At 59.8% G+C, this 13,999-nt stretch carries 10 protein-coding genes; all 10 read left to right on the top strand.

Features of this window, described 5'->3' with window-relative positions; genetic code table 11:
- The first annotated feature begins 431 nt into the window (after positions 1-431).
- The gene (locus tag BFX80_RS11140; RefSeq protein ID WP_084208930.1) at positions 432-1,463 is read left to right on the top strand and encodes a LacI family DNA-binding transcriptional regulator; all 1,032 of its coding nucleotides are present in this window, start codon (positions 432-434) and stop codon (positions 1,461-1,463) included.
- A 352-nt stretch (positions 1,464-1,815) separates the two neighbouring features.
- The gene (locus tag BFX80_RS11135; RefSeq protein WP_084208929.1) at positions 1,816-3,042 is read left to right on the top strand and encodes a Gfo/Idh/MocA family protein; all 1,227 of its coding nucleotides are present in this window, start codon (positions 1,816-1,818) and stop codon (positions 3,040-3,042) included.
- 130 nt (positions 3,043-3,172) lie between these two features.
- The gene (gene araD, locus BFX80_RS11130; protein WP_084208928.1) at positions 3,173-4,900 is read left to right on the top strand and encodes an L-arabinonate dehydratase; all 1,728 of its coding nucleotides are present in this window, start codon (positions 3,173-3,175) and stop codon (positions 4,898-4,900) included.
- Between the two features lie 107 nt (positions 4,901-5,007).
- Positions 5,008-5,964, top strand: a complete 957-nt coding sequence (locus BFX80_RS11125) for an SMP-30/gluconolactonase/LRE family protein (RefSeq protein WP_164850344.1) — start codon at positions 5,008-5,010, stop codon at positions 5,962-5,964.
- A gap of 48 nt (positions 5,965-6,012) precedes the next feature.
- Positions 6,013-6,795: an HpcH/HpaI aldolase family protein gene (locus BFX80_RS11120; protein ID WP_084208926.1), complete on the top strand. Its 783-nt coding sequence runs from the start codon at positions 6,013-6,015 to the stop codon at positions 6,793-6,795.
- A 55-nt stretch (positions 6,796-6,850) separates the two neighbouring features.
- Positions 6,851-7,615, top strand: a complete 765-nt coding sequence (locus BFX80_RS11115) for an SDR family NAD(P)-dependent oxidoreductase (protein WP_084208925.1) — start codon at positions 6,851-6,853, stop codon at positions 7,613-7,615.
- 352 nt (positions 7,616-7,967) lie between these two features.
- Positions 7,968-9,818, top strand: coding sequence for a 3D-(3,5/4)-trihydroxycyclohexane-1,2-dione acylhydrolase (decyclizing) (gene iolD, locus BFX80_RS11110; RefSeq protein WP_084208924.1), 1,851 nt, complete (start codon positions 7,968-7,970; stop codon positions 9,816-9,818).
- 140 nt (positions 9,819-9,958) lie between these two features.
- A complete protein-coding gene (locus tag BFX80_RS11105) occupies positions 9,959-11,161 on the top strand; it encodes a Gfo/Idh/MocA family protein (protein WP_084208923.1) in 1,203 nt (400 codons plus the stop codon).
- Between the two features lie 146 nt (positions 11,162-11,307).
- Positions 11,308-12,216, top strand: a complete 909-nt coding sequence (locus BFX80_RS11100) for a TIM barrel protein (RefSeq protein ID WP_084208922.1) — start codon at positions 11,308-11,310, stop codon at positions 12,214-12,216.
- A 164-nt stretch (positions 12,217-12,380) separates the two neighbouring features.
- Positions 12,381-13,880: a sugar porter family MFS transporter gene (locus tag BFX80_RS11095; protein WP_084208921.1), complete on the top strand. Its 1,500-nt coding sequence runs from the start codon at positions 12,381-12,383 to the stop codon at positions 13,878-13,880.
- Positions 13,881-13,999 lie beyond the last annotated feature (119 nt).

Genomic DNA, 13,999 nt, shown 5'->3' with positions numbered 1-13,999 from the left:
TACTGCCGTGCCAAGCCATTGATGTGCTCATTGGCCCATTGCCAAGTGGGGCTATAGGGGCATAGCAATACATCTACTGCCAAAGCCCTTTGCAATATCTTCGTGATCGGCGACCTCCAAGTCGTATCCAAGGTCATCGTCCGGGTGTACCACGACGAGGCTTCAGTAACCGATGCATCGTCTGTTGCGTCAGTTCTACTGTGGTCCTGAGCACTCATGCTGCTAGAGATAGTCGCCAGGGTCGTGTTATCGAAAGGAGGATATTGACTCTCTGGTGGCACACGTCAAAGCCAACGTGATACGGCTGTATCCTTCATCATGTGCCTGCTGCATGCTTGCGTGATCCGCGATATGGTCGGCCAATGATTATCCAATGTGGGGTGGAATGCCTTGATGAGATATTGGGCATTGAGCCTCGTTAGGGAGAGAGCATGAAAAAAACCGACAGCGCACCTGCCACCAAGCGCGTCACCATCACGGATGTGGCCAGAGAGGCCAATGTCTCGATAGCGGCAGTCTCGCGTGCCATGAATCCGGAAGGGAGCAGTTCACCCGAGATGCGCCGTCGTATTCTGGCGGTAGCAGAGCGCCTGGGATACAAGCCGAATCGGTTGGCGAGAGGCATCAAGTCACAGTCCAGCTTGATCGGCATTCTCGTGACGAATTTCGAGAATCCGGTCTATCTGGCGATTCTCAGCGAGTTTTCGGCGGCCATACAACGACACAACTGCCATACGTTGCTGATCAACGTGAACACCGAGAAAAGCATTTCGGAAGCCGTCTCGTTGGTGATGGAGTATCACGTCGATGCACTGATCGTCACGTCGGCCTCTGTCCCTCCTGAGCTGGTCGAAGCCTGTGCCAGGCAGAACACGCCGGTCGCGATCTTTGGGCGTGATGGCGAAGATTCCGGTGCAAGCGTCGTCACCTGTGACGACGTCGAGATGGGCCGAATGGCAGCGGATCATCTCATTGATCATGGCTATCGTCGCCTGGCCTATGTGGGGGCATCGACCAAGGAACAGGCCACGCTGGACAGAAAGCGTGGTTTCATCGAGCGCCTGGAGCAGCGCGGACTCACGCTGCATGGCGTGGGCGAGGGGCACCGTCACAGCTACGACGCAGGATATGAAGCGACCTGTGAGTTGCTCGCTGCCGCCGAGGTCATTCCTGACAGTATCTTCTACTTCGATGACATCATGGCCTGTGGTGGCATGGATGCGATTCGCCACGAATTCTCTCACCGGATTCCGCAGGATATCGGCATCGTCGGGGTGGATGACATCCGCTTTGCCTCAAGCAAATCCTATGATCTGACGACGATTTGCCAGCCCTTCACGGAAATGGTCAACAAGACGGTGTCGTTGTTGTTCGTGCGCATCAAGCAAGGGGATACAGCGCCAGACCGTATCATCATGCCATGTCATATCACCCAGCGCGGCACGACCCAGCACGTCGGCTGAGACCCACTCTCGACGAAACCTGCTCTGGATACGTCTCACTCTGGATGAAGCTTCAGAGGATTCTCTCTGGACTTCGCGCCTGTCTTCCAGCGCTTGCACAGCGGCTACATCTTCCAGGCGTTCATCTTCCAAGTGCTCATCTTCCAGGTGCCATGCGCCATGCGCTGAACCCCATCGGATCACCTGGTTTTCTCCCGTCTCGTCCCTTGGTCTAAATGGCTTTGAAAACATTTTCAAAGCCGGTTTGGCTGCGCTAGGCTGCTCGGTATGCCGCGCACCGACGCCAAGAGGTTCACGACTGTGGTGCGCGAGAAAACAACAATGCCATTCATGCCTGAAGCCGGGATGCACCATGACTCAGCCGACCACAACCGCTTGCGCCGAACGCCTCCAGACCCAGTCTCATGACGAGACTCCACAGATATTGCGTCTGGGGATGATAGGGGGCGGTGTCCAGTCCTTCATCGGTCAGGTCCATCGTGCAGCGGCACAGATGGATGGGCGGTACCGCGTCGTGGCAGGGGCACTGTCCTCAAATCCTGAGCGCGCACGCCAGCAGGCGGAGCAACTCAACATCGCACGTGGTTACGGCGATGGTGAGTCACTGCTGCGCGAGGAAGCCGCTCGCGAAGATGGGGCTGAGGTCATCGCCATTCTCACGCCCAACGACAGTCACTTCGCCCTGGCCAGATTGGCTCTGGAGCTGGGCTTTCATGTCGTCTGTGAAAAGCCGCTGGTCAATGATCCGGCTCAGGCGAAAGAGCTTGAAGCGATCGCCGAGCGGGCAGGGCTGCGCTTCTGCATGGCCTATGGCTATACCGGCTATCCGATGGTGCGTCAGGCACGCGCCATGATCGAGAACGGGGAACTGGGCGAGATTCGTCAGCTGCAATGTGACTACGTCCAGGGGCATCTGGCGAGCCTGACGGATGCCGAGAAGGCGGGGCATGACTGGCACATGGATCCGGCCATCGCGGGAGAATCGATGATTCTCAATGACATCGCGACCCACGCCTTCCATATGCTCGAGTATGTTTCCGGACTTGAGACAAGTGAGTTGAGTGCCGACGTGACCGCCAGCGTGGCCGGACGCGAAGCGCACGATAACGCCAACGTACTGTTGCGCTATGCCAATGGCGCCCGCGGGCTGATGTGGATTACCCAGGCGGCGGCCGGCGCAGAACATGGCCTGAGCTTCCGGATCTTCGGCAGTCTCGGCGGCCTTGAGTGGCACCAGGAAACCCCCAATCAGCTCCTGTTCCGACGGCTCGATGGCGCCCCTTTACTGCTCTCCAAGGGGGCGGCCGGCCTGCATGATGCCTCCACGCGTATCTCGCGAGTGGCCTTTGGACATCCCGAGGGGTATCGCGAAGCCTTTTCCTCGCTGTACAGCGATCTTCATGAAGACATCACGGCCAGCCAGCAGGGCATCCCTGTCGATCCCCTTGCCCTCTGGTATCCCGACATCCGTAGCGGGGTCCGCGGTGTCGAATTCGCTGCCACCGCGCTCGACTCAAGTCGGCGCAATGGTGACTGGGTGTCTCTGCCCTCGCGGCGGGACAGTCAATTGGCGCGCTGATTCGATGGTTCCATTGAGATAGCCAACGCCACTTCATTCAGGAATGACGCAATGACGGGTCGCCCTCGCGGCAGCCGGTGCGGGTTCTGCTACGCCATTGTTCGGTCAATCACGTTGCAAGGAGTACGGGATGAACAGGAAAGGGGTCGACGATCTGCGCAGTAATCGCTGGTTCAAGCAGGATGATCTGCGCTCTTTCGGGCATCGCTCCCGCGTCAAGCAGATGGGCTATTGGGGAGAGGAGTTCGTCGGCAAGCCGGTGATCGCGATCATCAATACCTGGAATGACCTCAATACCTGCCATTCCCACTTCCCTGAGCGGGTCAAGGATATCAAGCGTGGCATCACGGCGGCGGGGGGCTTTGCTGTCGAATTGCCTGCCATGTCACTGGGTGAGCAATTGATGAAGCCCAGCGCCATGATGTATCGCAACATGCTGGCCATGGAAGTCGAGGAACTGCTGCGCAGCTACCCCGTGGATGGTGCCGTGGTCATGGGCGGGTGTGACAAGACTACGCCGGGCGTACTCATGGGCGCGATCTCCATGAATCTGCCGACCATCTATGTGCCGGCCGGCGCCATGCTGCGTGGCAATTACCGTGGTCAGGTATTGGGGAGCGGTACGGATGTCTGGAAGTACTGGGATGAACGGCGTATCGGCAACGTCAGTCAGAGTGACTGGAACGAGATCGAGAACGGTATTGCCCGCTCTCCGGGCACCTGCATGACCATGGGCACGGCGGCAACGCTGATGTCGATCGGGGAATCGCTGGGCATGAGCTTGCCGGGGGCCTCGAGCATTCCCGCGGTGGACGCCAATCACAACCGCATGTGCTACGCCAGCGGCAAGCGAGCGGTGGAAATGGTCTGGGAAGATCTCAAGCCGACCGATGTCATGAGCGAGGCATCCTTTGATAACGCGATTGCCGTCGACATGGCGATCGGGGGCTCGACCAACGCCATCATCCACATCGTGGCCATGGCGCGGCGTCTCGGAATCACGCTGCCGATGGAGCGCTTCAACGAGATATCGCGTCGTGTGCCGCTGGTGCTGAACCTCAAGCCTTCCGGCGAATATCTGATGGAAGACTTCTTCTATGCCGGGGGGCTTCCGGCCTTGATGACGAACATCGGCAGTGAGCTGAAACTCTCCGCCATGACCGTGACCGGCCGTACCCTGGGCGACAACATCGAGGGTGCCAAGGTCTGGCGCCCGGAAGTCATTCTCCCGCTGGACAGTCCGGTCAATGCCTCGGGAGGGACTGCCGTGCTGACCGGCAGCCTGGCGCCGAAGGGCGCCATCATCAAGCCGACCGCGGCGGACCCTCGCCTGCATGTCCATCAAGGGCCTGCCTATGTGTTCGAGAACATCGCCGACCTCAAGGCACGCATCGATGATGAGGACCTCCCGGTCACGGCCGACAGCATCATCGTGCTCAAGAATGGCGGGCCGGTGGGCGGCCCCGGCATGCCGGAATGGGGCATGATGCCGATTCCGGCCAAGCTGCTGAAACAAGGCGTGCGTGACATGCTGCGGATCTCCGACTCGCGCATGAGCGGCACCAGCTATGGCAGCTGCATTCTGCATGTGGCGCCGGAAGCCGCCGTCGGCGGGCCGCTGGCCATCGTTCAGACCGGTGACATCATCGCGGTCGATGTCCCCAATCGTCGGCTGGACCTGATGGTCGACGAAGAGGAGATCCAGCGCCGACTGGCGGATTGGCAGCCGCCCAGGGATCGGCACCCTCACGGCTATGCCTCTCTCTACAAGGCACATGTCACCCAGGCGGATGAAGGCTGTGACTTCGACTTTGCCAATGGCGCGCCTGGCAGTACCCCTGAACCCGATATCTATTGAGCGTCGCTGCGTGAAGCAGGGAGATGAGGTCGAGGGTATCGGAGCAGAGGTATGGGAGGCGTGCGCGCACGCAGGTGCCATGGCCATCGTCGACGGGAGTCCAGGAAATGGCGGAAATCGAACTGCTGATAGAGGCCCGGGCGGAACTGGGCGAATCCCCGGTCTGGGATGCCAGTGGCAACAGCCTGTTCTGGGCAGACCTTTATGCCCCGGCGATCGAGCGCTACTGCCTGAGCGATGGCAAGCGAGAGCGTCGCGTGCTGCCAGAGACCTTGGGTGCCTTCGGGCGCTGTGCCGATGGGCGTCTGATCGTTGCCATGCGCTCGGGAATCCATCTGCTCGATTTCGCGTCTGGTGCACTGGAGTTCCTGGCCTGCCCACCCGGAGAGCCGTTGGCTGGCACGCGCTTCAATGATGGCAAGGTCGCGCCGAATGGACACTTCGTGATCGGCACCATGGATGAGGCGAGTCGTTCACGGCCGCTGGGGCATTTTTATGATGTCGCTCCCACTGGACAGACCCAACGGCTGCAGTCAGGTCTCATCGTCGCCAATGGCCTGGCCTGGAGCGCTGATGGACGGCGCATGCTTTTTGCGGATACGCGACGCGACACCATCCATGTTGCGGACTACTGCCCGGGAAGTGGTGTCATGGGCACACCGCGGGTATTCGCCGAGACCCAGCCTGCACTGCACGGCCGCCCCGATGGCGGAGCGATGGATATGGCGGGAGGTTACTGGAGTGCAGGCGTCTTTGGCGGAGTGCTCAATTATTGGGATGCCGAGGGACGTCTGGCGCGCCAGGTCCACCTGCCATGTCCCGGCCCGACCATGCCGTGCTTCGGCGGGGCCGACATGACAACGCTTTACGTGACCACCTTGCGCAAGGGCATGAGCCCTGAGGCGCTGGCCGCGGCCCCCTTGTCCGGCAGCGTGTTCGCCCTGGAGGTTGAGGTGCCGGGCGTCCCAGTCGCCGCCTTTGCCTCTCGCTCTCCAGCATCCCCCGACATGCCGAGTGGGGAACGCTCACCCTCCCGGGTCACGATTCGTGAGCCTCACGAGTGACCTGTCCCTTGTGACTTCCACCATTGATGAACTCCAGAGGGAGACCCCATGCGCCTCAATCGCCTCAAGCAACGCATTGCCCGAAAGGAGGGCGTCGTGAATGGCTGGCTCTCCATGCCGTGTGCCTTTTCGGCAGAGATCATGGCCCATCAGGGCTGGGACAGCCTGACCATCGACCTGCAGCACGGGGTGATCGATTACAGCGATCTGTTGCCGATGCTGACGGCTATCTCCACCACTGACACCGTTCCGCTGGTGCGAGTGCCGAGCCTGGAATCCGGTTTGATCATGAAGGTGCTGGATGCCGGTGCCTATGGAGTGATTGCTCCCTTGATCAACAACGCGGAAGACGCCCGGGCACTGGTGGCTGCCTGTCGTTATCCCCCGCTGGGGATGCGCAGCTTCGGCCCTCATCGCGCCATGCTGTATGGCGGTGCGGATTATGCGAAGCATGCCAACGACGAGATGCTGGTGCTGGGCATGATCGAGACCCGCGAAGGCGTGGCGAACCTCGAAGAAATTCTCGCTGTCGAGGGGCTGGATGGCCTCTATATCGGTCCCGCGGATCTGGCGCTCTCTCATGGCCATGCTCCGGGGTTCGATCACGGGGATGGCCCGATGGATGACTTGATCGGTCAGCTCATCGAGCGGGCTCGTCTGCATGACAAGATCGTCGGTATCCACAATGGGGGGGCTGCGCATGCGAAGCGAATGCTGGCACGTGGCTGTGACCTCGTCACCGTCGGGTCAGATACTCGTCTGCTGATGGCAGGGGCCCGCGAGTTGTTGAGTGCCATGGAGCGCGAGACGGATCACCGCGAAGGGTATTGATCGAGGCGTGCGTTACCTGCAAGTCACGAACCCGCGATAGGAGAGGAGAGGCAACATGAGTCAATTTGCACGTTATCCGAGTCTTGAGGGGCGACATGTCTTCATCAGTGGGGGCGCGAGTGGCATTGGCGCCACGCTGGTCGAGCATTTCTGCAAGCAACAGGCCTGTGTGAGCTTCGTCGATATCGATGATGCGGCAGGCGAAGCGCTGGCGGAGCAGCTCTCAGGCACAGGTGGGAAGGTACGCTATCAGCATTGTGACGTGACCGATATTACACAGCTTCGTGCTGTGATCTGTACTGCCGCTGATGAGTTCGGGACGATTGAAGTACTGATCAACAATGCGGCTCGGGATACGCGTGTGCCTTTGTCGGAGTTGGATGTCGAGACATGGGACAACCTGCAGGCCACCAATCTGCGACATGTGGTCTTCGCAAGCCAGGCGGTGTTTGCTGGCATGCAGGCAGCGGGCGGCGGGTCGATCATCAACTTCAGCTCTCCCAGTTTCTTGCGGCGTTCGCGTGATATCACAGGCTACTCGAGCGCCAAGGCCGCTACCATCGGCCTGACGCGGACGCTGTCGCGTGACATGGGAGACGCCGGAATTCGCGTCAATACGGTCTTGCCGGGATGGGTCATCACCGAGCGCCAGAAAGCCTTGTGGTGGGACCCGGAGCTTGAGCGCCAGGTGCTGGAAAATCAGAGTCTGCATCAACGTGTGCAGCCGGAGGACGTCGCACGGATGGTGCTGTTCCTGGCCGCGGATGATAGCCGGATGATCACCGCGCAGACCTATATCGTGGATGGTGGGCTGGTCTAGATGGACGGGTCTAGAGGGACGGGTCTGTATGGGCTGTGTCGTGGGGAAGAGGGCCGGGGCAAGGCGACGTTGCTGATACGCCTCTCGATAGGTGAAACGTGTCTTTTCTGCCTGTCGGATAGGCCACTTCAATCATGCATGATTGGCCTTATTGAACTTTGATCCAAGGCGAGGCCTTTTTTTTGAAATTTGGATGAAAACGTTTTCAGGCACTGCTAGTGTCTTTTCGAACGGTGAAGAATTCAGCGCTGACCATCATTTTCCTGCGTCATGATCACTGAGCTTCAGGTGCCGATTTTTCGACCTGAATGCACACAATAAAACAACGCCATATGCTCGTCGGGAGAGAGGAATGAAAACGATAAAATTGACCGTCTCCGAAGCCATCGCCAGATATCTGGCGGCGCAGAAGATCGACATCGACGGTAAAGTCGAGACCTTGTTCGGTTGCGGGTTCGCCATCTTCGGTCACGGCAATGTGACCTGCCTGGGGCAACAGCTTCACAACATCCAGGACACCATCCCGATCTGGCGCGGCCAGAATGAGCAATCCATGGCGGTTGCTGCCGTTGCCTACGCCAAGGCCAACAAGCGTCAGCGGATCGGGATCGCGAGCACCTCCATCGGGCCGGGTGCCACCAACATGATCACGGCGGCAGGTATCGCGCATACCAACCGACTGCCGTTGCTGATGTTTGCCGGCGATGCGCATGTCTCGCGCCTGCCAGACCCGGTGCTGCAACAGGTCGAGCATGCCCATCAGCCCAGCCTGAGCGTCAATGATGCCTTCAAGCCCGTCACTCGTTTTTGGGATCGCATCACTCACCCCGCACAGCTCATGCAGTCCTTGCCGACTGCGATCGCGACCCTGACGGATCCCGCCAATTGCGGCCCGGTCATGATTTCATTGCCTCAGGATATCCAGGGCGTGGCTTATGACTATCCAGAGGCGCTCTTCGAAGAATGCATTCACCATATTCGTCGCCCGGAAGCTGACACACGCTCGATTGAAGCGGCTATTTCTCTGCTGGAAAAGGCCGAGAAGCCACTGATCATCGCTGGCGGTGGTGTGCATTATTCCGAAGCCAATCAGTTGCTGGCGGAGTTTGCTCAGCGTCGCAATATCCCGGTGGTCGAGACCATCGCAGGGCGTTCTTCCCTGCTGCAATCTCACCCCTGCAATATGGGCCCCATCGGCGTGACTGGCTCGAATTCCGCCAATGCCATGGCAGCGGAATGTGATGTGCTGGTGGCCATCGGCACACGTCTGCAGGACTTCACCACCGGGTCCTGGTCGGTATTTCGCAATCCGGCGGTGAAGATCGTATCCGTCAACGTGGCGCATATGGATGCCATCAAGCATCGCGCCATGGCGGTCATCGGCGATGCTCGTCACACGCTGGTGCGTCTTGATTCAGGGTTGGGTGAATGGCAGGCCGATCAGCGCTGGCTGGAAAAGGGCCAGGCTGAAGTCACCGAGTGGAAATCCCTGTGCGCCAACCGCGGGGAGATCGTCGCGGGGCAGATGGCGTCCTACGCCCAGGTCATTGCCAGCGTCAATGCGGTGCAGGAGCCCGGTGATACCGTGCTGACGGCCGCCGGTGGCCTGCCGGCAGAACTGAACATGAACTGGCAGAGCAAGCAGCTCGGCAAGTTCGACATCGAGTTCGGCTTCTCCTGCATGGGCTACGAAGTGGCCGGTGGCTGGGGTGCCAAGATCGCCAACCCCGACAACGAGGTCGTGGTCCTGGTCGGCGACGGCTCCTACATGATGATGAATTCCGATATCTACAGCTCGGTACTGACAGGCCACAAGATGATCGTTGTCGTCTGTGACAACGCCGGGTTTGCGGTCATCAACAAGCTGCAGAACAACAGCGGCAACCCCTCCTTCAACAACATGCTGGCCGATTGTCGTAGCCAGGCCGACGAGCTGGTACGCGTCGACTTCCTCCAGCATGCCCAGTCGCAAGGTGCCTTCGGTGAGCACCTGAGTGACATCAGTGATTTCCGGGCCGCTTACCAGCGCGCCAAGGAGAGCCCACGCACCTACGTCATCGTGGTGGATATCGATTCCACCAAGTGGTCTTCCTGTGACTGCTGGTGGGATGTGGGGCTACCGGAAGTCGTCCGCGAGGACGTGGATGAAGCGCAGGTGGCCGCCATGAATGCCGGCCGTATCCATCAGCGCCGCGGGCTTTGATTCTGTGGGACTTTGTTTCTACGGGGCTTTGATTCTGCGTGATTCGTGAGGCCTGGCGCACGCAGCAACGGGCCTCATGAACACCTCTGCAATGACAGCGCCAATTATCAGCACCCATGCATTTGCCAGGAGAATCTCTGATGTTCAATGAAGAACACAATCTTGCGCCGCTGCGCTGGGCCATGGTCGGTGGTGGCCGTGGCAGTGAAATCGGCCACGCCCATCGTGCTGCTGCCCATCGTGACAACTTGTTCCAGCTGGTCGCCGGTGCCTTCGATCTCGACGCGGAACGCGGTCGTGAATTCGGCACCAACCTGGGGCTCGATCCAGAGCGTTGCTACCCGGATTACGCCAGCCTCTTCGAGGCCGAAGCTGCCCGCGACGATGGCATTCAGGCCGTCAGCATCGCCACACCCAACAGTACTCACCATGCCATCAGCCTGGCGGCGCTCAAGGCTGGCCTGCATGTGATCTGTGAAAAGCCGGTGACCTTCACGGTTGCCGAGGCTGAGGAGCTCAAGGCTGAAGCACAGGCGCGCGGTCTGGTCTTCGGTGTCATGTATGGCTACAGCGGCTATCAGATGTTGCATCAGGCACGTGCCATGGTGCAGTCCGGTGAGCTGGGGCAGGTGCGCATGGTCAACATGCAATTTGCCCATGGCTTCCATAGCCAGCCGGTCGAACAGGTCAGCAGCGGCGCCAAGTGGCGCACCAGTCCTGCCGTTTCCGGGCCGACTTATGTGCTGGGGGATCTCGGGACGCACATCTTCTATGCCGGCCAGTTCATCACCGGACTCAAGGTCGAACGCCTGATGTGCCACCGCCAAAGCTTCGTGGCCTCGCGGGCGCCGCTGGAAGACAACGCCCAGGTGTTGCTCCAGTACCAGAACGGCGCGGTGGGGTCACTGTGGGCCAGTGCGGTGAATGCGGGATCCATGCATCAGCAGAAGATTCGTGTAGTGGGAGAGAAGGCCAGTATCGAATGGTGGGATGAATATCCCAACCAGCTGCGCTACGAGGTCCAGGGTGAACCGGTACGGATTCTGGAACGTGGCATGGGCTATCTGGCCGAGGGCGACAACGCCGTGAACAGCAATCGCATCGGCGGCGGCCACGCGGAAGGCTTCTTCGAATCCTGGGCCAATGTCTATCACCGTTATGCCCTCGCCATGCAGGGCGCTGAAGCACGCCGTAACGGCGCAGGCACTCAACACCTTGGCCTGTCGGAGCAGGAGCTGGAGTCTCTATGGTTCCCGAATATCGATGCAGGCATCGAAGGCGTACGGTTGCTGGAGTGCTGTGTGGAATCCTCTGACAACGAGAATCGCTGGGTCGCGTTCTGATCTGACTGCGACATCAGGAGCGCCTCATGTCAGCTCCACCGTTGCCACTCGGTCGGTACCCGATGTGAGGCCTCTTTCCCTCGTCACTGACGATGGTCATACCAAAAGACAACGACAACGATAACGCCAAGAAGAAGGACATCATCATGCACATCAAGCTTTCCAATGCACCGTGTTCCTGGGGTATCGAGTTTGCCGACAACCCCGCCAATCCCAGTTGGCAGACCGTGCTTGACGAAATCGCCGGCGCCGGTTTCAAGGCGACGGAGCTTGGCCCGCTCAATTACCTGCCGACCGAGCAGGCCACACTGGCGTCCGCGTTGGATAGTCGAGGGCTCGAGCTGATCGCCGGTACCATCTTCAAGCATCTGCACGATGCGTCACGCCGTCAGGAAATCCTGGATTACACCCGCGCGACCTGTGAAGTGCTCAAGCCTCAGCAGGGCAACTACATGGTCATCATCGACCATGTCAGCTCGCCACGTACCGATGAAGCCGGCCAGCAGGAAACCGCGACCCGTCTCGATGATGCGCAGTGGAGCGAGATGATGGTCACTATCCGTCAGGTGGCGGAAATCTGTCAGGAATATGCGGTCACACCGGTGCTGCATCCGCATGCCGGCACCTACATTGAGTATCGCGATGAAGTGGACCGTGCGATGGCTGAGCTGGATGCTGATCTGGTCAAGCTGTGCATCGATACCGGGCACTGCACCTACGCCGGGATCGATCCGGCAGAACTGATCCGAACCTACGGTGAGCGTGTGGCCTATATCCACTTCAAGGATATTCAGGCGCCAGTACTCGAAAGCGTGGTTAAGGATGGCATCGACTTCTATACCGCCATCGGCCAGGGCGTGTTCTGCCCGCTGGGACAGGGCTGTGTGGACTTTGACGCGGTCCGCGAGAGCCTGGATTCCATCGGCTATCAAGGCTGGATCACCGTCGAGCAGGACGTGGACCCGACCAAGGACAACAGCGCGCTGGAAAACGCCCGCGAAAGCCGCGAATTCATCGAACGCAGCATACTGGAGAAAGGGCTGGCCGAAGCCTGATCCGCAATAAGCCCTGCCGTCATCACGCCAGAAGACGGCAGGGCATGGAAGGTACCGCAATGACTTGTCTCGCCAGCGTGGTCCGTCACGGGCCATGAATGCACGAGCCACATCTGCCTCAGCAGTTCTCGTAATACTATAACAATCGATCACGAGAGGTCGTCATGCCCACTTCACACCCTGGCCGCGAAACCGCTGCCTCTTCAGCCAACTCACCCACATCACTTGCACAAGAGCGTCTCACGCCAACCCAGCTCGTCTTTCTGATCAAGATCATTCTGGTGGCTGCCCTGGGCGGCCTGTTGTTCGGTTATGACACGGGGGTCATCTCCGGGGCCATCGGGCCGATCGCAGAATATTTCGACCTGTCCGCCGCAGAGAAGGGCTGGGCGGTCTCCTCGGTGGTCATCGGCTGCATCGGTGGCGCCCTCATCGCCGGTCGCCTGTCCATCGCCTATGGCCGCAAGGCCGTGTTCATGCTGTCAGCCGTGATGTTCACGGCTTCCGCGTTGGGCTCTGGCCTGGCGGGCTCCTTCGATGCCTATATCTGGTGGCGGATTCTGGGGGGACTGGCGGTCGGGATGGCCAGCGTCATGGCACCGATGTACATCTCCGAGATGTCACCGGGCTACATGCGTGGGCGCACCGTCAGCCTGTTCCAGCAATCCGTGGTGTTTGGCCAGATGGTGGTGTTCTTCGTGAACTACTTCATCGCCAAGGGCATGGCCGAGACCTGGATCCTGAATCATGGCTGGCGCTGGATGCTGGGATCGGAAGCCATCATCTCGATCCTGTTCGCGGTACTGATTCCCTTCGTACCGGAATCCCCGCGCTGGCTGGTGTTGAAAGGACGTCTGGATGATGCGCGGCGGGTACTGGCGCGCTTCTATCACGCCGATGCCATCGAGCGCACCCTGGGCGAGATCCAGAAATCCTTCCAGCACAACGAGAGCAAACGCCACGCGTCTCTGCGCACCAAGGGAATGTTGGGGCTGGTGGCCATCGGGGTCTTCATCGCCGCCGCCCAACAGCTGACTGGCATCAATGTGGTGATGTATTACGCGCCTGATGTCCTGTCGACGGTGACATCCAGCAATGAAGACGCCTTGCTGCAGACTTCCATCATGGGCGTCACCTTCGTCGCCGGTAACCTGCTGGGCATGCTGCTGATCGACAAGGTCGGGCGCCGTCCGCTGCTGATCGCCGGCAGCCTTGGCAGCATCGTCGGCATGACCTTCCTGGGTGTCGTGATCGGCAATGGCGAACCGGGCATCAGCGCCTTGATCGCCCTGATCGTCTATGTCGTCTCGTTTGCCATCTCCTGGGGCTGTGTCTGCTGGACACTGGTCTCCGAGATATTCCCCAATGCCATCCGCGCACGCGCCATGTCACTGGCCGTCGCCGCACAGTGGCTGCTCGGCTTCATCGTCACCCAGACCTTCCCGATGATGCGCCAGAGCGACTTCCTCAATGAGTTGGTCGGTGGCGGTTTCAGCTTCTGGCTCTATGCGGTGCTGACCTTCCTCAGTCTGCTGATCGTGCTGCGGTACGTGCCGGAAACCAAGGGCAAGACCCTGGAAGAGCTGGAAGGCATCACCGGGACTCGTCTCAGCAAGCGTCGTCGCCGGTTGGCGCGTCAAGGCTTGCCGCTGACAACGGAGTAAAACAGCAGCGCTCAAGGCTTGCCATCACTCTGTTGCGCGACGCTCCCGCTGGCAATCTTCATGCGCCGGCGGGAGCGTATTCTTGTGAAAGCGACATCGCCCTGCCTTGTCATCGGTGG

Origin of the sequence: Cobetia marina (assembly GCF_001720485.1) — a bacterium.
Classification (GTDB): Bacteria; Pseudomonadota; Gammaproteobacteria; order Pseudomonadales; family Halomonadaceae; genus Cobetia; species Cobetia marina.
This window is presented reverse-complemented; position numbering and strand designations above follow the sequence as displayed.